The 21098-nt window shown below is 73.5% G+C and carries 20 protein-coding genes; 4 read left to right on the forward strand and 16 right to left on the reverse strand.

The window, feature by feature from the left end; genetic code table 11:
- Nucleotides 1–9: 9 nt before the first annotated feature.
- The 10 genes from CP982_RS06865 to fabG all read right to left on the reverse strand — a co-directional run bounded on the left by CP982_RS06865 (nt 10) and on the right by fabG (nt 13253).
- Nucleotides 10–4932: a non-ribosomal peptide synthetase gene (locus CP982_RS06865; RefSeq protein ID WP_150509672.1), complete on the reverse strand. Its 4923-nt coding sequence runs from the start codon at nt 4930–4932 to the stop codon at nt 10–12.
- A gap of 35 nt (nt 4933–4967) precedes the next feature.
- Complete coding sequence (gene sbnB / locus CP982_RS06870; RefSeq protein ID WP_150509673.1) at nt 4968–5996, reverse strand: 2,3-diaminopropionate biosynthesis protein SbnB; 1029 nt, start codon at nt 5994–5996, stop codon at nt 4968–4970.
- Entirely contained in the window at nt 5990–7009 is a 1020-nt protein-coding gene (gene sbnA, locus CP982_RS06875; protein WP_150509674.1) for a 2,3-diaminopropionate biosynthesis protein SbnA, read from the reverse strand. The genes sbnB and sbnA overlap by 7 nt, the downstream gene beginning before the upstream one ends.
- The gene (locus CP982_RS06880) at nt 7006–8388 is read right to left on the reverse strand and encodes a condensation domain-containing protein (protein WP_150509675.1); all 1383 of its coding nucleotides are present in this window, start codon (nt 8386–8388) and stop codon (nt 7006–7008) included. Before CP982_RS06880 ends, sbnA begins: the two co-directional genes overlap by 4 nt.
- A 3-nt stretch (nt 8389–8391) precedes the next feature.
- Entirely contained in the window at nt 8392–8637 is a 246-nt protein-coding gene (locus CP982_RS06885) for an acyl carrier protein (protein ID WP_144002006.1), read from the reverse strand.
- Between the two features lie 67 nt (nt 8638–8704).
- On the reverse strand, nt 8705–9685 hold the full coding sequence (locus CP982_RS06890) for a beta-ketoacyl-ACP synthase III (protein WP_150509676.1): 981 nt from the start codon (nt 9683–9685) through the stop codon (nt 8705–8707).
- Nucleotides 9686–9728: 43 nt separating this feature from the next.
- A complete protein-coding gene (locus tag CP982_RS06895) occupies nt 9729–10703 on the reverse strand; it encodes a TauD/TfdA family dioxygenase (RefSeq protein WP_150509677.1) in 975 nt (324 codons plus the stop codon).
- A 38-nt stretch (nt 10704–10741) separates the two neighbouring features.
- The gene (locus CP982_RS06900) at nt 10742–11677 is read right to left on the reverse strand and encodes a TauD/TfdA family dioxygenase (RefSeq protein ID WP_150509678.1); all 936 of its coding nucleotides are present in this window, start codon (nt 11675–11677) and stop codon (nt 10742–10744) included.
- On the reverse strand, nt 11674–12468 hold the full coding sequence (locus CP982_RS06905; protein ID WP_184924787.1) for a thioesterase II family protein: 795 nt from the start codon (nt 12466–12468) through the stop codon (nt 11674–11676). The genes CP982_RS06900 and CP982_RS06905 overlap by 4 nt, the downstream gene beginning before the upstream one ends.
- On the reverse strand, nt 12465–13253 hold the full coding sequence (gene fabG, locus CP982_RS06910; RefSeq protein ID WP_150509679.1) for a 3-oxoacyl-ACP reductase FabG: 789 nt from the start codon (nt 13251–13253) through the stop codon (nt 12465–12467). Before fabG ends, CP982_RS06905 begins: the two co-directional genes overlap by 4 nt.
- A 189-nt stretch (nt 13254–13442) precedes the next feature.
- On the opposite strand from fabG, the gene CP982_RS06915 reads away from it, so the two are divergent.
- Nucleotides 13443–14102 (forward strand): 4'-phosphopantetheinyl transferase family protein, encoded by a 660-nt coding sequence (locus CP982_RS06915; RefSeq protein WP_150515362.1) that lies wholly within the window; start codon nt 13443–13445, stop codon nt 14100–14102.
- Between the two features lie 24 nt (nt 14103–14126).
- On the opposite strand, the gene CP982_RS06920 is transcribed toward CP982_RS06915, so the two are convergent.
- Complete coding sequence (locus tag CP982_RS06920) at nt 14127–14855, reverse strand: transcriptional regulator (RefSeq protein ID WP_483409921.1); 729 nt, start codon at nt 14853–14855, stop codon at nt 14127–14129.
- A 232-nt stretch (nt 14856–15087) separates the two neighbouring features.
- Here CP982_RS06920 and CP982_RS06925 point away from each other — a divergent pair, with 232 nt between their 5' ends.
- Nucleotides 15088–15543 (forward strand): tellurite resistance TerB family protein, encoded by a 456-nt coding sequence (locus CP982_RS06925; protein WP_030678563.1) that lies wholly within the window; start codon nt 15088–15090, stop codon nt 15541–15543.
- A gap of 46 nt (nt 15544–15589) precedes the next feature.
- On the opposite strand, the gene CP982_RS06930 is transcribed toward CP982_RS06925, so the two are convergent.
- Both CP982_RS06930 and CP982_RS06935 read right to left on the reverse strand, forming a co-directional pair.
- A complete protein-coding gene (locus CP982_RS06930) occupies nt 15590–16543 on the reverse strand; it encodes a M48 family metalloprotease (protein WP_150509681.1) in 954 nt (317 codons plus the stop codon).
- An 8-nt stretch (nt 16544–16551) separates the two neighbouring features.
- Nucleotides 16552–16959: a BlaI/MecI/CopY family transcriptional regulator gene (locus tag CP982_RS06935; RefSeq protein ID WP_150509682.1), complete on the reverse strand. Its 408-nt coding sequence runs from the start codon at nt 16957–16959 to the stop codon at nt 16552–16554.
- Nucleotides 16960–17215: 256 nt separating this feature from the next.
- Between CP982_RS06935 and CP982_RS06940 the strand changes: the two genes are divergently transcribed.
- On the forward strand, nt 17216–17791 hold the full coding sequence (locus CP982_RS06940) for a TerD family protein (protein ID WP_150509683.1): 576 nt from the start codon (nt 17216–17218) through the stop codon (nt 17789–17791).
- A gap of 171 nt (nt 17792–17962) precedes the next feature.
- Nucleotides 17963–18382 (forward strand): CoA-binding protein, encoded by a 420-nt coding sequence (locus CP982_RS06945; RefSeq protein WP_150509684.1) that lies wholly within the window; start codon nt 17963–17965, stop codon nt 18380–18382.
- Nucleotides 18383–18391: 9 nt separating this feature from the next.
- On the opposite strand, the gene CP982_RS06950 is transcribed toward CP982_RS06945, so the two are convergent.
- From CP982_RS06950 to CP982_RS06960, 3 genes are all read right to left on the reverse strand, one after another.
- A complete protein-coding gene (locus tag CP982_RS06950; protein WP_150509685.1) occupies nt 18392–19483 on the reverse strand; it encodes a PucR family transcriptional regulator in 1092 nt (363 codons plus the stop codon).
- Nucleotides 19484–19618: 135 nt separating this feature from the next.
- Nucleotides 19619–20308 (reverse strand): hypothetical protein, encoded by a 690-nt coding sequence (locus CP982_RS06955; RefSeq protein ID WP_150509686.1) that lies wholly within the window; start codon nt 20306–20308, stop codon nt 19619–19621.
- Between the two features lie 329 nt (nt 20309–20637).
- Nucleotides 20638–21063, reverse strand: a complete 426-nt coding sequence (locus tag CP982_RS06960) for a hypothetical protein (protein ID WP_150509687.1) — start codon at nt 21061–21063, stop codon at nt 20638–20640.
- Between the last annotated feature and the right edge of the window lie 35 nt (nt 21064–21098).

The raw sequence follows: 21098 nt of genomic DNA on the forward strand, positions 1-21098 counted from the left end.
TCCCCCTTCTCAGGCCTGGTCGGCGGGTGCTTCGTCGGCTTCGGCGGGCGTCCCGTCGGCTCCGGCGGGCGCGAGGAGCGCCTCGATCTCGGCGCGCACGCGGTCCTCGATCTCCTGGGCGAGCCCGGCGACCGTGGGCCGTTCGAAGGCGACCCGGACGGGCAGGTCGAGGTCGAACTCGTCCTGGAGCCGGGAGATCAGCCGGACCGCGAGGATCGAGTGGCCCCCGCGCTCGAAGAAGTTGTCGTCGGCGCCGATCTTGTCCACGACGAGGATCTGGCTCCACACCTCGGCGATGCGCGCCTCGACCTCGGAGCGTGGGGCGACGTAGGTGTCGGTGACCGTCGCGCCGGGGTCGGGCAGGGCCCTGCGGTCGACCTTGCCGTTGGCCGTGAGCGGGATCGCGTCGAGGTCCACGAACACCGAGGGCACCATGTACTGCGGCAGGACCTCGCCCAGGGCCTCGGCGACGCCGTCGCTCTCCCCGACGACGTACGCGATCAACTGCTGCTCGTCGGACACGACGACCGCGGCGTCGGACACGGACGACCGCGCCACCAACGCGGCGCGGATCTCCCCGAGTTCGATGCGGTAGCCCCGCACCTTGACCTGGTCGTCGATGCGGCCGACGAACTCGACCGCGCCGTCGGCCCGCCACCGGACGAGATCGCCGGTCCGGTACAGACGCTCTCCGGAGCCCCCGTACGGATCGGGCACGAACCGCTCCGCGGTCAGCGCCGGACGTCCCGCGTAGCCGCGCGCGACACCCGTCCCACCGACGAACAGCTCCCCCACGACCCCGACCGGCACCGGACGCATCCCACCATCAAGCACCCGCATCACCATGTTGGGAAGGGGCCTGCCGATGGGGACGACGCCCGTGAACTCCTCCTCCAGCGGGAAGACGCAGGTCCCCACGGTCGCCTCGGTCGGACCGTACTCGTTGACGACCTGACCGTCCCCGAGCAACTGCCGCCACCGCTCGACCAGTTGGCCCGGCAGCGCCTCACCGGCGACCACGACCTTGCGCGTCAGCTCCTGCACCCGCTCGTCCGACAACTGCCCGTCAAGGACTTCGAGATGACCGGGGGTCAGCTTGATGAACGAGAAGGGACCCGCCGCGACCAGCGCATCACCCAGCTCGGTCAGCTCACCGCCGTGCAGCCACACCCGCTGCCCCGCCACCAGGGGCGCCCACACGTTCGGCACCACCAGGTCGAAGGCAACCGACGAGAAGACCGGCGCGCCGCCGGAACCAGAAGATGCGAGTTCGCGCTCCGCCCACTCCACGTGATTCGCCAGGCCCCGGTGCGTCACCTCCACACCCTTGGGCCGCCCCGTCGAACCCGACGTGAACACCGTGTACGCCACCGCATCCAGATCCACGTCGACCTGCGGCGCGGTCGCGGGGAGGTCCGACCGGTCCCCCTCCACCAGCACCACCGGCACATCCGTGAACCGATCCGCGTACTCCGCCGACGTCACGGCCACCGACACGCCACCGTCGGCCACCATCGCCGCGATCCGCTCCGACGGCAGTACGGGATCCATCGGCACATAACCCGCACCCGCACGCCACACACCCAACAACGCCACCATCAACTCAACCGAACGATCCAGCAGCACCGCCACCGACGAACCCACACCAACGCCCTCGGCGCGCAGACGATGAGCCAGACGATTCGCCGCCGCATCCAACTCCACGTACGACAACCGCTGTTCACCACACTCCACCGCCACAGCATCCGGAACCCGGACCACCTGGCGCGCCACCAGCTCCGGCACCGGAACCCCGGACACCACCGCCGCCGATTCCGCGCCGCCCCACGCACGCAGCAGGCGGCGCTCCTGGACGGAGGAGATGTCGAGGGCCGACAGGGGAAGTTCGGGGTGGGAGGCCACGCCTTCCAGGAGGCGGACGTAGTGCTCGGCCATGCGGGCGGCGGTCGGCTGGTCGAAGAGGGCGGTCGCGTACTCGAAGGCGCCGACGAGGGAGCCGTCCGCCTGCCGCCACATGAACAGCGTCAGGTCCGTCTTCGCGACCCGCCAGGCGCCCTGGAAGGCGTCCATCAGGACGTCGTCGGCGGCGACGGCGGTGGCGCCCTCGTCCTGGAGGTCGAAGGCCACCTGGTACAGCGGGGTGCGGGAGAGGTCGCGCACCGGCTGGAGCTCGTCCACGAGGCGCTCGAACGGCAACTCCTGGTGGGCGAACCCGGCGAGGGTCGTGGCGCGCACCCGGTCGAGGAGTTCGGTGAACGCGGGGTCGCCGCTCGTGTCGCAGCGCAGGACGAGGGAGTTGAGGAAGAACCCGACCGTGCCCTGCGTCTCGGGGCGGGTCCGGCCCGTGACGGGACTGCCGACGCCGATGTCGTCCTGCCCCGAGTAGCGCGCCAGGAGCCCGGCGAAGGCCGCGAGGAAGGTGACGTACGGAGTGGCGCCGTGGCGGCGGCCGACGCCGGTGAGGGTGTCGGCGAGCCCGGCGGGAATGGTGAAGCGCACCCCCGCGCCATGGGCGTCCCGCCGGGCGGGCCGGGGCCGGTCCGTCGGCAGCTGGAGTTCCGTGAGGTCCCTCAACTGCTCCTTCCAGTACTCCAGTTCGCGGTCCAGGGCCGGGTCGTCGGCGCGCTCGGACTGCCAGGCGGCGTAGTCGGCGTACTGGACGGACGGCTCCGCGAGGTCCGGGGCGCGGTCCTCGGCGCGGGCCGCGCACAGCTCCCGCAGCTCGCGCTCCAGGAGGACGGTCGACCAGCCGTCGGTGGCGATGTGGTGGGTGGTGACGAGCAGCACGGGGCCGCCCTTCGGCACCTGGACGAGCAGGGCCCGCCACAGGGGCCCCTCGGCGAGGTCGAAGCCGCGGGCGAACTGCTCGCCGAACAGCTTCTCCAGCTCGTCCTCACCGGCATGCTCGACCCGCAGTTCCACGGGGGCGGCGGGAACGACGGCCTGCCGGGGCTCCTCGCCGCGCAGGACGTAGCGGGTGCGCAGCGACTCGTGCCGGGACTCCAGCGTGTCCAGGGCCTCCTGCACGGCGGCCGTGGTGGTGCCCGCGGGCAGCCGCAGGAACATGGGCGCCACCCATTCGGGGCTGCCCGGGTGCATGCGGTCCAGGAACCACAGGCGGTGCTGGCCGAAGGACAGGGGCAGCGGCTCCTCGCGCGAGGCGGGCGTCACCGGCGGCACGGCGGGCCGCGCCTCTTCGAGCAGCCGCGCCTGGGACTCGACGGTCGAGGCCCCGAACAGGCCGCGCAGCTGCACGTCGCCGCCCGAGGCGGTGCGCAGCGCGTCGGCGAGGCGGGTCAGGACGAGCGAGGAGCCGCCGAGGGCGAAGAAGTCGTCGTCGGCGCCGACCCGTTCGACCTGGAGCAGGTCCTCCCAGACCTGGGCGACGAGCTTCTCGGCGGGCGTGCGCGGCGCGGTGTACGTGCCCTGGGCGCCCTGCTCGTCGACCGGGTCCGGCAGGGCCGCGCGGTCGACCTTGCCGCTGGTGGTGAGCGGGAAGGAGTCGACGGTGACGAACAGCGAGGGGATCATCGCCTCGGGAAGGCGGCCCCGAAGGAAGCGGCGCAGTTCGTCGCGCGGCACCCGGCGGCCGGTGGTGAGGTAGGCGACGAGCCGCTTCGCGCCGAGGGTCTCGCGGGCGGCGACGACGGCGCCGCGCACGTCGTCGTGGGCGGTCAGCGCGGCCTCGACCTCGGCGGGTTCGATGCGTACGCCGTTGACCTTCACCTGGTGGTCGGCGCGGCCGAGGAAGTCCAGGGCGCCGTCGGAGCGCCAGCGGGCGAGGTCGCCCGTGCGGTACATGCGGCTGCCGGCCGGGCCGTGCGGGTCGGGCACGAACCGGTCGGCGGTGCCCGCGGCGTTGCCCGCGTAGCCGCGGGCGACGCCCACGCCCGCCGCGTACAGCTCGCCGACGACGCCGATCGGCACCGGCGCGAACTCCTCGTCGAGGACGTAGGCGCGCATCTTGTCCAGGGGGCGGCCGATCGGTACGGCGTCGGTGTGCCGCTCCGGGTCGAAGAGCTGGCCGCTGACGTCGATGGAGCACTCGGTGGGTCCGTAGGTGTTCCACACCTGGGCGCCGGAGGGCTCGGCGAGGCGGCGGCACAGCGCGGCGTCCAGCGGCTCGCCCGCGGAGGCGACCAGGCGCAGCGCGCCGCAGTCGGCCCAGGCGGGCTCCTGCACGGCCATCCGCAGCACGGACGGCACGCCCTGAAGGACGGTGACGCGGCGAGCGGCGACCGTGCGGGCGAGCAGCGCCGGGTCGGACTCGGCGCCCGCGGGCGCCATCACGACGGTGCCGCCCGCGGCCAGCGGCGCGAACAGCTCCCAGGCCGCCGCGTCGAAGGTGATCACGGTCTTCTGCAGCACCCGGTCCCGCGCCGAGAGCCCCTGGTGGGCCAGCGACCAGGCCACGCGGTTGGCGATGCCGGCGTGCTGGATGACGACGCCCTTGGGGCGGCCGGTGGACCCCGAGGTGTAGGTGAGGTACGCGGCGTGGTCGCCGGAGACCTCGGCCGCCGCGTCCTCCTGGGGGACCCCGTCGAAGGCGTCCTCGTCCAGGACGGCGACGCGCCCGGGCAGGGCGGCTTCGAAGAGCCCGGCCGAGGTCCGCGTGGTCAGAACGAGGACCGCCCCGCTGTCCCGGGTCACCCAGGTGTTCCGCTCCGCCGGGTGCCCCGCGTCGAGGGGCACGTACGCCGCGCCGGCCCGCCATACGCCGAGCAGCGCCGCGAGCAGGTCGCGCCCGCGTGGCAGGCACACCGCGACGCGCGACTCGGGCGTGACGCCGCGCGCCACGAGCAGCCGCGCGACGTCGCCCGCCCGCCGGTCGAGCTGTGCGTAGGTGAGGGAGCCGAGGTCGTCCTCGACCGCGACGGCCCGCGGCGTCGACGCGGCCTGGGCGGCGATGAGCTGATGGAGCGGGACAGTCATGTCTGTTTCTCCGTAAGAGTGGTCGAGCCGCGCTGTCAGAGGGCCCGCGCCGGCAGGAAGTCGCTGACGACGGTGCCGATGCCGCAGCGGCGCGCCTTGTCGTGGACGAACCGGGCCAGGGCCAGGTCCAGGACGCCGAGGCCGAACGGCGAGAACACCAGCGGCCTGCCCGGGGCGGGGCGCAGCACGGCCCGCCCGCGAAGGAGTGCGCCGACACCGGCCTCGATGAAGTCCCGCCCGCCGGTCTCCTGTTCGGCCAGGTGGACGGAGGTGCGCTCGCGGCAGACGTGGTCGACGTCGTCGACGACGTTGTGCGCGCCGAGGATCGCGGGCACGGTCAGGTCGCGCAGGGACACGTGCAGCACGACGGCCGACGGCGGGCAGGCGGCGAGTCCGGTGTGCGGGGTCGCCGCGGTCGTGGCGAAGGACACCAGGTCGTGGTCGGCGAGGGCCTCGTCGAGCCGGTCGCGCCTGCGCACCTTGACGCCGGGCAGAAGCCGCGCGTTGTCCCGGGCGAAGCACCGGGCCCGCTCGGGGTCGCTGTCGTACAGGGTGAGGTCCGTCAGTTCCGGCCGGTCGGCCGCGAGGAAGCGCAGGACCTCGCGGTTGATGACGCCGCAGCCGACGAGCGTGACGCCGGTGGGCCTGCGGTCGCCGAGCAGCAGCCGGGCGCCGAGCGCCGCGGAGGCCGCGGTGCGCCGGGCGGAGATCATGGAGGCCTCGATCAGGGCCTCGGGGTGGCCGTTCTTCAGGGAGTTGAGCAGGATCGCGGCGCTGGCCCGCTGGAGGCCGGAGGCGACGTTGTCGGGGAAGGAGGCGATCCACTTCATCCCCGCGACGTCCTCGCCGCCCTGCTCGCCGTCCGCCGCCGCGCTCGCGCCGAGGTAGGCGGGCAGCCCGATGATGCGGTCCTTCGGCCGGTCGGGGAAGCGCAGGAACACGGAGTGCGGAAGGCTGGTGCGGCCTTCGTCGTGCGCGGTGTACGCGTCGGCGACCAGGTCGATGAGCTCCCGCTCGCGCCCGGCGAGGAGCCCCTCCACCGCGCCGTGTCCGAGGATCAGCATGCCGCCACCGCCATGGTGTGTCCCTGTTCCTTCCACAGGTGCTCGACGTCGCCGAAGTGGCGTCGCACCCAGTCGTCGTCGTAGATCGTGTCGAGGTAGCGGTCGCCGCGGTCCGGGAAGACCAGCACGCAGGTGCTGCCCGGGGGAACGCGGTCCGCGAGCTTGCCGAGCGCGGCGGTGACGGCGCCGGACGAGCCGCCCGCGAGGATCGCCTCGCGCAGCGTCAGGGTCCGGCAGCCCACCACGCACTCCAGGTCCGAGACGAGGACCACCTCGTCGGCGGCGCTGGGGTCGAACAGCTCGGGGCGCACGGCGGCGCCGTGCCCCGGCAGCAGGCGCGGCCCGGGCGGCCCGCCGAACAGCACGCTGCCGAGCGCGTCGACGCCCACGACCGTCGTGGCGAGCCCGCGGTCGCGGATGTACTGGGCGCAGCCGCGCAGGGTGCCGCCGGTGCCGGTGGAGCAGAAGAGGTAGTCGACCCTGCCGTCGAGCGCCTCGTCGATCTCCCGCATGGTGCGCTCGTGGGCGCGCGGGTTGAGCGGGTTGCGGTACTGGTTGGGCCAGTACGCGCCGGGCGTCGTCGCCACCAGTTCGCGCACCCGCGCGAGGCGGCTCGGCAGATAGGCGCCGGTCTCCGGGTCGGGCTCGGTGACCAGGTCGACGGTGACTTCGTAGGCGCGCAGGATCGCCAGGTTCTGCCGGGTGGTGCGCGGGTCGACGACGCAGACGAAGTCGATGCCGTAGTAGCGGCAGATCTGCGCGATGCCGATCGCGAGGTTGCCGGAGCTGGACTCCACGACGGTGGACCGGCCGGGCAGCAGCTCGCCGGCGCGGATCTTGCCGAGGAGCATGGAGAGCGCCGAGCGGTCCTTGACGCTGCCGCCGGGGTTGGCGGACTCCAGCTTGGCGAAGACCCGGGAGCCGAGGCTCGGCAGGAGCCCGCCGAGCTCCACCAGCGGGGTGCCGCCGACGGCGTCGAGGATGCTGTCGTGGACCGGGGTGCGGGCGCTCACGCCTGCCCGCCGCTCAGCGCGAGCAGCAGGTTCCGCTCGGTGTCGTCGGTGAGCGGGACCCGGGCGACGCGGGTGTCCGGCGCCTCGACGGCGGCCGTGACGCACCGCTGGAACTGGTCGAAGAGCCGCTGGGCGGTGGCCTCTTCGAACAGGTCGGTGTCGTAGCGCAGGGCGACCGTGAGGCCGTGCGCGTCCCGGGTGATCTCCAGGGCCAGATCGCACTGGCCCTCCAGGTGCGGGATCTCGACATAGCCGAGCTGGTGTCCGGCGAGGGTCACCGTCTCCCCCGCGACCAGGCCGTCCATGCCGTGCCCGAACCGGTCGGTGGCGACCATGGTGACGGAGATCCGGAACAGCGGCCCGGAGGAGCCCTGGGCGACCAGCGGGAACGGGTAGGAGACGCGTGCGGTGGCCTGCCGGACGCGGTCGGCCGCCGCGTCCACGGCGTCGCCGAGGGTGGTCTCGCGGTCGAACCGGGCCCGGATCAGGACCGGGTTGACGAAGTAGCCGATGATGTCGGCGGCCGCCGCGCGCCGCGTGGAGGCCGGGCAGGCGATGAGGAAGTCGCTCTGGCCGGTGCAGCGGTGCAGCATGGCCTGGAAGGCGCCCACCATCAGGGCGAACGGTGACACGTGGCGCTCGGCGGCGGCCTTGGACACCGCGTGCGCGAGCGCGTCGGGCAGTCTGCGCACCAGGCTGGCCCCGGTGTGCGAGGACGCCTCGGGGCGCGGCCGGTCGGTGGGCAGCTCGGCGGGTGTGGAGCCCTCGCACTCGGCGCGCCAGAACTCTCCCTGGCCGGTGCCGCGCGGCGAGTCGAGCAGGGTCCGCTCGCGCCCCACGAACTCGTCGTAGTCGTGCGCGATGGGCCGCCAGTCGGGCTCGCGCCCGGCGACCTCCGCCTCGTAGGCGGCGAACAGGTCGCGCCACAGCAGCCACTGCGAGATGGCGTCGGTCGCGATGTGGTGCGTGACGACGACCAGCAGCGCGTCCGTGCGGCGCAGCAGGAGCGTGGCCCGCACCGCCCCCTCGTCCCGGAGCCTGAAGGGCCTGCGCACCTCGGCGTTGACGCGCCGGCGCAGCTCCTCCTCGGTGGCGTCCGGCACCTCCACCACCGCGATCTGCGCGGCTTCCTCGGGGGTGTCGACGACGCGCCGGGGCCGGCCCGCGACCTCGGTGTAGCGCGAGCGCAGCATCGGGTGCCGGGTGAGCAGCGCCCGCCAGGCCCGGTCGAGGGCGGCCAGGTCGGGCGCGGGCGTGATCCGGCCGCCGCCCGCGAGGTTGTAGGTGGTGGACTCGGGGTGCAGCGTGTGCAGCAGCCACAGCCCCTCCTGCCCCACCGACAGGGGCAGTGTCCCGGCCAAGGGGTCGGTGCGGTCCATGCGTCAGACTCCCGCCTTGGCCTCGACGAGGAAGTCGACGACGTCGCGGACGCGCAGCAGGGTCGCCACCGTGTCGTCGGGCACCGAGAGCTGGTACGTCTTCTCGACGGCGGCGAGCAGATCGACGCGGGTGAGCGAGTCCATGCCGAGCTCTTCGAAGCTGGACTCGGCGGTGACCTCGCCGTCCAGGTCGAAGGCGGTGTCCTGGACGAGGCGGACGACGTCGGCGGTGAGTGTGTCTCTGGCCATGGTGACCTCTTCTCCGTGCGGTTGGGGACGTGACTGGTTGCGCTGGGTGGTGCGGTGCGGACGCCGGTTACGGCATGCGCACGATCTGGCCGGCGTAGGTGAGCCCGGCGCCGAAGCCGAGCAGCAGCACGATGTCGCCCGGTGTGCTGCGGCCGCTGTCGTAGAGGCTGCTGAGGGCGAGCGGCACGGACGCGGCCGAGGTGTTGCCGGTGACGACGACGTCGTTGACGACGCGCTCCGGGGGCAGGCCCAGTTCGTGGGTGAGGGTCCTGATGATGCGGTTGTTGGCCTGGTGGGGCACGAACCAGTCGACGTCGTCGATGGTCAGGCCCGCGGCCGCGCAGGCGCGGTGGGCGACGTCGGGCATGGTGGCCGTCGACCACTTGTAGACCAGCGGCCCGTTCATCTGGACGTACTCGCGGCCGTCGGCCTTCTCCGTGATGCCGAGGACCTTGTGCCGGGCGCCGTCGCTGCCCCACACGGCGGGTCCGACGCCCACCTCGGCGGAGCGGGAGACGACGGCGGCGCCGGCCCCGTCGCCGAAGATGACGAAGGTGTCCGGGTCCTGGGGGTCGATCCAGTCGCTGGTGCGCTCGGCGCCGACGACCAGGACGGTACGGGCCTCGCCGAGGCGCACCGCGTTGGAGGCCATGGCGAGGGAGTAGGTGAAGCCCGCGCAGACCGCGTTCAGGTCGTACGCGCCGGAGTTGGGCAGTCCGATGCGGCTCGCCACCTCCGGGGCGATGCCGGGCATGCGGCGCTTGCGGGTCGCGGTCGCGACGATGGTGAGGTCCACCTCCGCCGGGTCGACGTCCGCGTGCACGAGCGCCTTCTCCCCGGCCGCCACGGACATGGCGACCAGGTCCTCCTCCTCGCCCGCGTGGTAGCGGGTCTTGATGCCCGTGCGCTGCTCGATCCACTCGGGGGACACCGTCGTCAGCGGCGCCAGCTCCTCGTTGGTGAGCAGCCGGGCGGGCCGGTAGGCGGCGATGCCCGTGATGCGCGAACCGTAGGTGCGCTCGTCTTGCAACAGGTCTGCCAGGGGCATGTCTTCCTCGACTTCTCTGAAGTGTCCTCGGCGCTCGGGGCGCTCAGGTGTCCGAAGGCTCGGCCATGGCGACGGCGATGCGCCGGGGGCCTGTGAAGGGCTCACGCGCGTGCGCGGTGAGCATGTTGTCGACGATCAGCACGTCGTCGCGCCGCCAGTCGAAGCGGACCGTCGCGGCCCGGTAGGCGGCGCGCAGCTGGTCGGTGACGGCGTCGGGGATCGCGCCGCCGTCGCCGTAGTAGGTGTGGGTCGGCAGGTCCGGGTCGTCGAAGATGGCCCTCAGGCCCGCGCTCACGTCCTTGGCGAGGGTGGTGAGGTTGAAGAACGTGGCGTGGTTGAACCACACCTGCTCGCCGGTGCCGGGGTGGCGGTGCACGGCACGCCGCACCGCGGTGGTGCGCAGGCCGCCGCCGGGGCGCCACTCGGCGGTGATGTCGTGCTCCGCGCAGTACGCGGTGACGGCCGCCTTGTCGGTGGTGTTGAAGGCCTCCTGCCAGGGCACGCCGAAGCCCGGGTGGAAGTTGCGCACGACCTGCCAGCCGCGCCGCTCGAACTCCTCGCGGACCTCCGGGTCGAGGGAGCGCAGCACCTGCCGGGTGTCGGCCAGCGGGGTCGCGCCCTGCGTGGTGGGCGGCTCGACGCAGTAGAAGTACAGGGTGCGCGGCCACACCGCCTGGTAGGAGTTCTCGTTGTGCAGGAAGATCTCCTCGTCCTGCGGGTAGTCGGTCGAGGTGTACACCTGGCCCTTGATGGTGCTGCGGGGCGAGGACCGCTCGGCGTAGGCCAGCGGCGGCGTGCCCGAGAAGGCGCGGACCGCCCCGTCGAAGCCGTCGACCCCCGCCACGTCGAAGCCGCGCAGGAGCAGCGCGCCGCGCTCGGTGAGCTGCGCGCGCAGCGCGGCCCGGTGGGTGTGGATGTAGTCCTGGACCCGGGTTCCCGGGTCCTGTGGCCGGTGGAGGCCGGGCAGGGTACCGGCGCCCGCCCAGCCCGCGGGCACCTCTTCGACCTGGTGGCTCATGGCTGTCTCGCTCTCTCGCTCTCCGCGGCCCGGCGCCGTCAGTCCGACATGGCGACGAGGACGCGCCGGTCGCCGGTGAACGGGCGGCGCCCGTGCGCCAGCAGGACGTTGTCGATGAGCAGCAGGTCGCCCTGGTACCAGTCGACGTCGACGGCGGCTTCGAGGCCGCGGTCGCGGATCTGGGTGACGTACTCGCCGGGGATGCGGCCGCCGTCGGCGAAGGTGACCATCTGGGGGAGCTGGTCCTCGGGCAGGATCGCGGCGAGTTCGGCGGCCGTCTCGTCGCCGAGCCCGGCCGGGTGCCACTGGTCGGCCTGGTTGAACCACACCTCGGCGCCTGTGACCGGGTGCCGGGTGGTGGCGGGCCGCACGGACTCCACGCGCAGGGAACCGTCGCGCTGCCAGTCCCACTCGGCGCCCGAGCCCTTCAGGAAGTCCTCCACGGCGCCGCGCTCGGCGGTCTCGAAGGTGTCCTGCCAGCTCTTGCCGAGGCCGTAGCCGTCGTGCAGGTTCTGGATGTAGCGCACGCCGCCGGAGAAGGCCTCGCGCACCTCCGGGTCGAGGGCCGCCAGCCACCGGGCGGCGTCCAGGACGGGCGTGGCGCCGCCGCCGCCGGGCCGGATCGCGCAGTAGAAGGCGAGCCGGGCGGGCCACACGTGGGCGTAGCTCATCTCGTTGTGCATGGAGATGGTGAACTCGGGCGGGTACTCGGTGGACGTGTAGACGTTGCCGCCGACCTTGGTGCGCGGCGAGTTGCCGTGCACGTAGGCGAGGCGGTGCGGCAGCAGCCGGTCGAGGACCCGGTCGAGTTCGTCCGTGCCGACCTCGAACCCCCGGAACACCAGCGCCCGTTCGCGTACGAGGGCGGCGTCGAGGCCGCCGTCGAGCTCGTCGATGCGGGTGAGCAGCTCGTCGGCGCCGCCGCCGACGGCCGCCCGTACCTCGTGCGGGGCCCAGGTCTGGGATCGCGTCATGTCGCTGTCGTTCCTCTCGCGGTTGCCACCGGGGCGGGCGCGAGCCGCTCGGCGATGTCCGAGGTCAGCTCCGCCTCCCTGGGGGCGAGGTAGAAGTGGTCTCCTGAAAACGCCCGCAGCGCGAAGTCACCGGTGGTGAACCCCTCCCAGGCGCGGACCCGGTCGCCCGAGCACCCCGGGTCGCGGTCCCCCAGGTAGGCGGTGACGGGCGCGCGCAGCGGGGCCGCGTCGGCGGCGGGCGCGTACGTCTCGATGAGCCGGTAGTCGCTGCGCAGCACGGGCAGCAGCAGCTCCCTCAGCTCGGGCTCGGCGAACGGGTCGACGCCGCCGAGCGTGCCGAGGCGGCGCACGGCGGCGAGCAGGACGTCGTCGGCCGCGCGGTGCAGCGTGGTGCGCCCGCCGTAGCCGGGGGCGGCCCGCGCGGACACCATCACGTGCACGGGGGCACGGCCCGCCCCCGCCTCGAGGCGCCGCGCGACCTCGTAGGCGACGGTCGCGCCCATGCTGTGCCCGAACAGGGCGAGCGGCACGTCGTCGTAGGCGGCGAGCGCCGCGGTGACGCGGTCGGCCAGCTCGGTCATGGACTCCACGCACGGCTCGTCGAGCCGCTCCTGCCGCCCGGGGTAGCGCACGGCGAGCACGTCCACGGTGGTGGGCAGGCGGTGCCGCCAGCCGTCGAAGAGCCGCGCGGTGCCGCCCGCGTGCGGGAGGCACACCAGGCGCAGCCGCGGCGGCTGCGGCCGCCCGGGGGCGCGGTGGAACCAGAGCCCCGGATCGTCCGGCGCGGTCACAGGGCCATGCCCCCGTCGATGCGAAGCACCTGCCCGGTGACGTACGACGCCTCGTCGGACACCAGGTACGAGACGAGCGAGGCGACTTCCTCCGCCTGGCCGAAGCGGCGCAGCGGGATGGCGGTGAGGGCGCCCTGCACCGCCTTGTCCGGGAGCCCGGCGACCATGTCGGTGTCGATGAAGCCGGGCGCGACCACATTGGCCCGCACGCCGTAGCGGCCCGCCTCCTTGGCGAGCGACAGGGTCAGGCCGATGATCCCGGCCTTGGACGCGGCGTAGTTGGCCTGTCCGGAGTTGCCCGCGACGCCCGACACCGACGAGAGGGTGACGATCGAGCCCCCGCGCCGCCCCATCAGGGGCCGCACCACGGACCGCAGCAGGTGGTACGTGCCGTCGAGGTTGGTGCGGACGACGCCGTCCCACTCGTCGTCGGTCATGAGGCCGAGCGGCCGGTCCCGGGTGATGCCCGCGGAGGCCACCACGGCGTGCAGCGGCCCCAGTTCCCCCTCGGCCTCGGCCACGAACTGCCGCACCGCCGCGCCGTCGGCGACGTCGACCCTGCGGGTGAGGGCGCGGCGCCCCGCGGCCTCGACCTCCTTGGCCACGACGTCGGCCGCGGCTTCGTCCGAGCGGTAGCACAGCGCCACGTCGAAGCCGTCCCGCGCGAGCCGGGCCGCCACCGCGCGGCCGATCCCCCGGGAGCCCCCGGTCACCAGCGCGACGCGCGGCTCCTGACCCTTGCCCTGCTGCCCGGCCGTACGCCCGGCCCCCTGGTCCGACTCCACGTGAAGCCCCCCTCATTCGTTCGAATGAGTCGAGCGTCGGTTCGGCCGCTATATGTGACCTATACGGTGTCCAGCCACGGCGCGGGCGGGCCGTGCGGCCCTGTCGGGGGCGCGGGGCCACCGGTAGAGTGATCCGCCGTGAACTCACCTTCGAACGCGGCGTCCGACGCCCTCGGCGGAACCCGCATATTGAGCACGCTCCTGGCCGGGCAGCCCGTCGCCGTCTGCGAGACGCGCGAGGATCCGGCCGACGCGGTTCTGTACCCCGAAGAGGCCGTGCACGTGGCGAAGGCCGTGGACAAGCGGCGGCGGGAGTTCACCACCGCGCGGCACTGCGCCCGCACCGCCCTGGCCCGCATCGGCGTGCCGCCCGGTCCCATTCCGCGCGGCGAGAAGGGCGAGCCGGTGTGGCCGGCCGGCGTGGTCGGCACCATGACGCACTGCGCGGGCTACCGCGCGGCGGTCGTCGCCGACGCCGCCGCCGTGACCTCGCTCGGCATCGACGCGGAGCCCGCCGAGCGGCTCTCGGACCCGGGCGTGCTCGACCTGGTCAGCGACGAGGCGGAGCGCGCCGCGCTCGCCGCGCTCGCCGTCGAGCGGCCGTCCGTGCCCTGGGACCGGCTCCTGTTCAGCGCCAAGGAGTCCGTCTACAAGACGTGGTTCCCGCTGGCGCGGCGCTGGCTCGGCTTCGAGGACGCGCATCTGACCATCCGCGCCGACGGCACCTTCTCCGCCAAGATCCTCATCGAGGGCCCGCTGGTCGCGGGCTCGGAGCTGACCGGGCTCGACGGGGTGTGGACCATGCGGGACGGGGTCATCGCGACGGCCATCGTGCTGCGCGCGGAGTGAGCCGGGGGCCGCGCACGGCGGGGGTCACGGGCGTTCGGCGTCCGCCCGCCCCGCGAGGCCCGTCCAGAACATCCCCTCGTACTCCTGGAGCAGCCGCCCCTGCCGCAGCGCCGTCCGGGGCGTGACCCCGCCCCCGGCCACCCCTTCCTCAAGGGCGGCCAGGGCCTCGCGGTCGAGGCCGGGCGCGGGTTCGGCGAAGAAGTCGAAGAACGCGCAGGCCTCGTCCGGGAAACCGTAGCGGGTGCGCAGGGCGCCCGCGAGCGTCGCGCAGTAGCCGCCCCAGGCCGCGAAGTTGGCGGTCAGGGCGAGCACCACGTCGGCCGGTGCGCCGTTGAGGGCGAGCCACGCCACGTACGCGGGGTAGGCCTGGCAGTTCGCCATCGGCTCGTACGCGCGCGCCTGCTCCGCGCTCACCCGGCAGCCGGCGAGCAGCGCGTCGAGCCGGTCGGCCGCGAGCCTCTCGCCCTCGGCGAGGGTGGAGAAGAACGCGGCGGCCGCGGGCAGGCCCGCCGTCGCCGAGCGCGCGGCCAGGTGCAGAAACGAACGGCGGTCGGCCGGGATGACCCGGCACTGCTCCAGGGCGAGCACCGCCACCGCGCCCCGCCCCGCCGTGCCGTCGGCGACGAGCGGCACGAACGGATTGGCGCCCGGCGCGGGCAGCAGCTCCGCCGCCGCGCGGGCCAGCAGGTCCCGCGCCGTGAACTGCGGCCGCCCGGCGGACGGCTCCCCCTGGCCTCGGGTCATCGGCGTCATCGGAGGCATCCCTTCCGTCATGGACGTGCGCTTCCGTCACGGACGTCCGCCGCGTACGCCCACCGCGGAGCACACCGCGGACGTCCTCGTACGTCCTCCGTGTACCTCCTCCCCCGTCCTTGCGGAACTTTCCCGCCCGGATGTTAGTTTCTACATCGTTGTAGAAACTGGCGAGTCGCGTCGGACACCGTCTGACGCCCGCTCATGAGCACCAACCCGATGGAGACTTTCCATGGCCCTGTGGGACCGCTTCAAGGAATCCGCCTCGACGATGCAGGCCCAGCTGCTCGCGAAGAAGAACGACCTCAAGAGCGGCTCCTTCCGCGACGCGAGCATGGCGATGTGCGCCCTGGTCGCCGCCGCCGACGGCACCGTCGACCAGGCCGAGCGCCAGCGCGTGGCCCAGCTCATCGCGTCGAACGACGTGCTCCAGAACTTCCCGGCGGACGACCTGCGCCGCCGCTTCGACGAGTACGTGAACAAGCTCACGACCGACTTCGACTTCGGCAAGGTCAGCGTGTTGCAGGAGGTCGCCAAGGCCAAGAAGAAGCCCGCCGAGGCCCGCGCCGTGGTCCAGATCGGCATCGTCATCGGCGGCGCCGACGGCGACTTCGACAAGGACGAGCAGGCCGTGGTGCGGGAGGCGTGCTACGCCCTGGACCTGCCGCCGCACGAGTTCGACCTCTGACGCGCGCCCCACGGGGCTCCGGCACCACCGCGGGCGGCGGCGCGCCTCACAGGGGCGTCGCCGCCCGCAGCACGAGCACCGTCGTGACGGCCGCGTTCGCCGACGACATCGCGGACACGGCGGTGCCGCCCGCCGCGCACCACAGGGCGAGACCCACCCCCGTGAACAGCGAGGGGCGGGTGCGCGCGGCCGGAGCGGGCGCGAGCAGCGCGGCGACCCGGCGCGGCACCGGACCAGCGGCGGCGAGGCCCGCGAAGGCAGGCGCGGGGGCGCGCGCCGCCACCAGGGCGGCCTTGCCGATGGCCCGCGCGACCACGCGCCGGTCCCGCACCACCCGGGCCGCCTCCTCGTCGGCCCACCGCTCGACCGTGTACGCGGTGGCCGTGCGCAGCGGCACCAGGAACGGGTTCGCCCGCGCGGCCACCTGTGTCACCAGGAGGAACCGGTGGTGGCGCGCGGCGAGATGGGCCCGCTCGTGGGCGAACAGAGCCCGCCGCTCGGCGGGAGCGAGCCGGTCGAGGAGCGCGCGCGTGACGACGACGCGCCCCGCGCCGGGACGGCCGGGCGGTCCGGGCAGCGCGTACGCGTAGGCCTCGGCCCCGGCCCCGTCGTCGAGGACCGCGACCGACGTGCCCGGAAGGCCCGCGACGGCCCGCACGGCCCGGCGGCGCACCGCGAGGTGGCGCCACACGGTGCGGCCCACGGCCGCGCACACGCCGAGCAGCGCCGGGATCGCGGCCGTGCCCGCGATCTCGTCGTACGGCAGGGCGGCGCGGACCTCGGGGTCGGACCAGGCGTCGGGCAGCGGATTGCCGGGCAGCTGGGCGGTGCCGACGACCATGAGGAGGGCCAGGCACAGGGTGCTGCACAGGGCCATCACGGCGGCGAGGGACGCGAGCAGCCGGGTCGCGGTGCGCGGGTGCAGGTGCTGCGCGGCGAGCCGGGCGACCGGCCAGGCCGTGAGCGGCAGGACGAGGGGCAGGTAGACGAAGAGTCCCATGCGTGCGGTCAGCCCTCCGCCGCCCCGGCGCCCGTGTCACCGAGCAGATCGCGCAGCAGCCGTTCGTCGTCGGCGGACAGGGTGGTCACGAAGCTGGCGAGCACGGCCCCGCGGTCGCGCTCGCTGTCGAGCACCTTGCGCATGCGCAGCGCGGCGAGGCCCGCCTCGTCGGCCGTGGACCGCCAGTGGAAGGAGCGGCCCGCGCGCTCGCGGCTCACGACGCCCTTGGCGAGGAGCCGGGTGAGGATCGTCATCACGGTGGTGTACGCGAGGTCGCCGCCGACGCGTTCCTGAACCCAGGCCGCGCCGACCGGGCCCGGCGCCTCGTGCAGCGCCGCGAGCACCTGGGCCTCCAGCTCGCCCTGCCCGCGCCTGCGCGACCGCGGCTCCCGCCCGTCGCGTTCCCGCCGCTCCATGCCGTGCCCTCGCCTGCCGTCGTCCGTACGCCGCGCGCTCAGCCCGCCGTCAGCGCTCCGCGCACCGCGTGCATGTCGGGCACGTCACTGGGGAGCGTCACATCGTAACGGCCGCACGGGGAAGGCGGCCCGGTGGGCTCCGCCGCGGCCGTCACAGCAACTTCTACAGTCATGTAGATTCTAAGTCCCGGTCCGGTCACGGACGGGGCCGGTTTTCCAACAGGACCATCTCCGCAGAGGACCACAGGAGGACACCGTGGGAGTTTCCCTCGCCAAGGGCGGCAACGTCTCGCTGAGCAAGGAGGCGCCCGGCCTCACCGCCGTTCTGGTCGGCCTCGGCTGGGACGTGCGGACCACGACCGGCACGGACTACGACCTCGACGCCAGCGCGCTGCTCTGCGACGAGTCCGGCAAGGTCGTCTCCGACCAGCACTTCATCTTCTACAACAACCTCACGAGCCCCGACGGCTCGGTCGAGCACACCGGTGACAACCTCACCGGCGAGGGCGAGGGCGACGACGAGGCCGTCAAGGTCAACCTCGCCACCGTCCCGGCCACCATCACCAAGATCGTCTTCCCGGTCTCCATCCACGACGCCGAGAACCGCGGCCAGAGCTTCGGCCAGGTCCGCAACGCCTTCATCCGCGTCGTCAACCAGGCCGACAACCAGGAGATCGCCCGCTACGACCTCTCCGAGGACGCCTCCACCGAGACCGCCATGGTCTTCGGCGAGCTCTACCGCCACGGCACCGAGTGGAAGTTCCGCGCCGTCGGCCAGGGCTACGCCTCCGGCCTGCGCGGCATCGCGTCGGACTTCGGCGTCAACGTCTGAGGACCAGCGCGCCCTTCACCGACGTCGTCTGCCCGGAGAACGCATCCGCGTTGTCCGGGCAGACGGCGTTGTCCGGGCAGACGGCGTTCTCCGAAGCGGACGGCGTTCAGGAATCACCGCGCCTTCCCCGTGGTTACGGCAGTCAGACCGCCCACTGCCCAGGAGGCCCGCATGTACGGCGACCCCGCCACCGTCCGCAAGATCCTCACCGAGCTCGGGGACACCTGGGCGGTCGTGGGCCTCTCGTCGAACCAGGGGCGGGCGGCCTACGGCGTCGCCGAGGTCCTGCAGCGGTTCGGGAAGCGGATCGTGCCCGTGCATCCGAAGGCGGAGACGGTCCACGGGGAGCGGGGGTACGCCTCCCTCGACGCGATTCCCTTCGAGGTCGACGTGGTGGACGTGTTCGTGAACAGCGACCTCGCCGGGGCCGTCGCCGACGAGGCGGTGGGCATCGGCGCCAAGGCCGTCTGGTTCCAGCTCGGCGTCGTCGACGAGGCGGCGTACGAACGGACGCGGGCGGCGGGGCTCGACATGGTGATGGACCGGTGCCCCGCCATCGAGATCCCGCGACTCGGTCCTTCGCCGCGCTAGGTCCCCGGGTCAGAACTCCCGCGCGGGCCAGCTCAGGAGGCGCGCGCCGATCACCGCGGTCTGGAGGGTGTAGCGGTGCATCGGATCGGCGGGATTGGTGCCGGTCAGGCGGTGGATGCGCTCCAGGCGGTACGTCAGGGCGCGCACGCTGAGACTGAGCCGGCGGGCGGCCTGCGCGGCCACGCAGCCCGCGTCGAAGTAGACGGCGAGGGTCTCGATGAGCGGTTCGGCGCCGCCCCTGGCCTCGCGCAGCGGCCCGAGGGTGTTCAGGACCAGATCGGCCATCGCCTGCCGGTCGCGGGTCAGGACGGGGTAGACGAGCAGGTCGGCGGCGCGCAGGACCGGTTCGCGCAGGTCCAGGCGCTCGGCGAGGTCCAGGGTGCTCAGGGCTTCCTCGTACGACTGGACGACGCCGCCCGCGCCCGGCTGCGGGCGGCCGATGGCGACGCGGCCGCCGTCCGTCGCGGCGTGCGCCTGCTTGGCGAAGAAGTCGAGGACGTCCCCCTGGTCGGCCGTCGTCACACAGACCAGACGGCCGTCCTTGGTGGCGATCAGCGGGCTGCGGTCACCGAAGCGGGCGATCAGCGCCCGCTCCACCTCGCGCGGAGCGTCGTCGCCGTCCTCGTAGACCCGCTCGCCCCGGGCGACGGCGACCGCGTGCGCGACGGACAGGCGCAGGCCGAACCGCTCCGCGCGCTCGCCGAGGAGGCCGAAGTCGCTGCGCCCGTGCAGCAGATCGTCGATGAACTCGCGCCGCGCGGCCTCCTCCTGACGGATCGCCAGGCGCTGCGCGCGTTCGTAGCCCTCGGCGAAGGCGTCGACGGCCTGCTCGACGGCGGCGAGGACGGCCTCGGCGGACACGGGCGGCGCGACGCCCCCCGGCGCCCCGTAGGCCCGGGGCGCGGCGGCGAACGCCCGGGCCCGCGCCAGGTGCGCGCCCACGAGGGCGCGCAGTCCGTACCCGGCGTCGGCCGCGCGCTCGCCGAGCGCGCGGCGCGAGTCCAGCTCGTCGCGCGTCAGTCCGCGCCCGGTCGCGGAGGCGTCGGCGAGTATCCGCGCGCAGCCGTCCAGGAACTCTTCCGGTATGTCCTGACTCGCCATGTTCGCCCCCGGTTTTCTGATCAGACCTCCGGGCCTTTCTAACGCATCGGGGCTCGGCGGCAGGCACGGGGGTGGGAAGCCGACGCGCTCCGCTCCCACCCCGCTGACCAGCGGAAACCTCTGCACGGCCGGGGCTCAGGCGCAGTCGGCGCAGGGCCAGTCGTGGCCGGTGGACGACCGCTCCCGCGGATGCGCGTGCGTCCGGGGCGGGCGCGGCCCCTTCGGCAGCCGCACCGCCGCCGGAGCCGCCCAGAAGAACGCGCCGGACGCGTCGTACGCGTACAGCACCGCGGCGCTGCCGAGGGCGAGGGCCGCGGACCGGTCGGAGGGGTCCTGCCGGACCTCCACGACCACCACGGCTCCGTCGCGCGTGGCGACTTCGGCCTGGCCGGAATCCACGCCCACCCCGTCCGTGCGGACCGTGCCCACCGAGCCGAGGAGGGCCAGGGCGATGGGGTCGGAGGCGCCCGGGGAGCGCCGCGCCCGCACGCGCACGAGCACGCGGGTCGCGCCCCAGCCGACGCACGCGGACGCGAGCAGCAGCCCCAGGTCGACCGCCGCGTGCGCCATCCCCGTCAGGCCCGCACGGGCCGTGGCCGCCGACCCCGCGACACCGGTCGCCCACCCGGCGAGGGTGAACAGCGAGGCCGCCACGGACACCGGCACTCCCCCGAGTCCCACGACGTCCAGGTCGGCGTCCTCGTCGAAGCAGTCGGTGCGGGTGACACCCACCGCCACCAGCAGCCAGAAACACACGACGACGGCCAGGGCCGAGGTGAACACCACCCCTGGAAACCCCACCACCGCGCCGAACAACTCCCCCATGCCCCCGCCCCCTTGACCGGTGGTCATCCGGGGGTCGTCCCCACTCGGGTGCCGGACCTCGTTTCCGTGATCCGGCACCCGGGCCTCGCCCCCCGTTCCTGCCTTTCCATCCTGACCTGTCCGGACGCCTCGGCGCACTGCCATTTTCCGGCAATCTTTATGCTCTCTTGATGCCGGACGGCGTCCCCTGACGGCCGGGGGACGGCAACGCCACGGGGCGGGGGCGGGGGGGCGAGGTCCTGGGCGGGGCGGCACAGCGGGCGCCGGCGGGGCGGCAGCGGCGCGGCAGCGAAAAAGGGGCCCGCTCAGCAGGCCCCTTTTTCGGTGGGTCAGACTTTCTCGAACTCCACCTTGAAGATGTTGTACTCGTCCCAGAAGAAGAGCCACGGTTCGCCGTTGCGGAACGAGGCGAGCTTCTCGTTGTAGTTCGAGACGAGTTCCTTGTCGTCGTTGAGCCGGAAGCTCGTCGCGCCGGACCAGCCGTAGAATCCGCCGTACGCGCTGTTGCTCACCGACAGATACCGGCTCTCGCCCGGAATCTTGTAGTAGGTCACGCCGTTCCACTCGTAGAATTCAAGCGTGAGCGGATCCTGGCTGATGATGGCCCAGTTGTCGCCGTTCCTGTTCAGATAGCCCTTGAACGTCCCGCTGGGATAGAAGAGCTTGATCCGGAACTGGCCCGTCATGAGGGCACTTTGCGGCCGTGCTGCCAAGGCCTCGGCAAAGGTGCCTTCCGCGGGGGTGATCGCGTCCATCGACCGTCCTCTCGTCGTTTTTCGGCATGCTCCTT

It is taken from the genome of Streptomyces spectabilis (assembly GCF_008704795.1).
GTDB lineage: Bacteria > Actinomycetota > Actinomycetes > Streptomycetales > Streptomycetaceae > Streptomyces > Streptomyces spectabilis.

What these genes read in the sequence shown, in the direction of transcription:
- CP982_RS06935 (WP_150509682.1), bottom strand. Translation starts at nt 16,959, where the DNA reads ATGGAGCGGCGGGAACGCGACGGGCGGGAGCCGCGGTCGCGCAGGCGC.
- CP982_RS06900 (WP_150509678.1), bottom strand. Translation starts at nt 11,677, where the DNA reads ATGACGCGATCCCAGACCTGGGCCCCGCACGAGGTACGGGCGGCCGTC.
- sbnB (WP_150509673.1), bottom strand. Translation starts at nt 5,996, where the DNA reads ATGCTGATCCTCGGACACGGCGCGGTGGAGGGGCTCCTCGCCGGGCGC.
- CP982_RS06960 (WP_150509687.1), bottom strand. Translation starts at nt 21,063, where the DNA reads ATGGACGCGATCACCCCCGCGGAAGGCACCTTTGCCGAGGCCTTGGCA.
- CP982_RS06880 (WP_150509675.1), bottom strand. Translation starts at nt 8,388, where the DNA reads ATGGACCGCACCGACCCCTTGGCCGGGACACTGCCCCTGTCGGTGGGG.
- CP982_RS06890 (WP_150509676.1), bottom strand. Translation starts at nt 9,685, where the DNA reads ATGCCCCTGGCAGACCTGTTGCAAGACGAGCGCACCTACGGTTCGCGC.
- CP982_RS06945 (WP_150509684.1), top strand. Translation starts at nt 17,963, where the DNA reads ATGTACGGCGACCCCGCCACCGTCCGCAAGATCCTCACCGAGCTCGGG.
- CP982_RS06925 (WP_030678563.1), top strand. Translation starts at nt 15,088, where the DNA reads ATGGCCCTGTGGGACCGCTTCAAGGAATCCGCCTCGACGATGCAGGCC.
- CP982_RS06885 (WP_144002006.1), bottom strand. Translation starts at nt 8,637, where the DNA reads ATGGCCAGAGACACACTCACCGCCGACGTCGTCCGCCTCGTCCAGGAC.
- CP982_RS06955 (WP_150509686.1), bottom strand. Translation starts at nt 20,308, where the DNA reads ATGGGGGAGTTGTTCGGCGCGGTGGTGGGGTTTCCAGGGGTGGTGTTC.
- CP982_RS06920 (WP_483409921.1), bottom strand. Translation starts at nt 14,855, where the DNA reads ATGACGCCGATGACCCGAGGCCAGGGGGAGCCGTCCGCCGGGCGGCCG.
- CP982_RS06865 (WP_150509672.1), bottom strand. Translation starts at nt 4,932, where the DNA reads ATGACTGTCCCGCTCCATCAGCTCATCGCCGCCCAGGCCGCGTCGACG.
- CP982_RS06930 (WP_150509681.1), bottom strand. Translation starts at nt 16,543, where the DNA reads ATGGGACTCTTCGTCTACCTGCCCCTCGTCCTGCCGCTCACGGCCTGG.
- CP982_RS06950 (WP_150509685.1), bottom strand. Translation starts at nt 19,483, where the DNA reads ATGGCGAGTCAGGACATACCGGAAGAGTTCCTGGACGGCTGCGCGCGG.
- CP982_RS06895 (WP_150509677.1), bottom strand. Translation starts at nt 10,703, where the DNA reads ATGAGCCACCAGGTCGAAGAGGTGCCCGCGGGCTGGGCGGGCGCCGGT.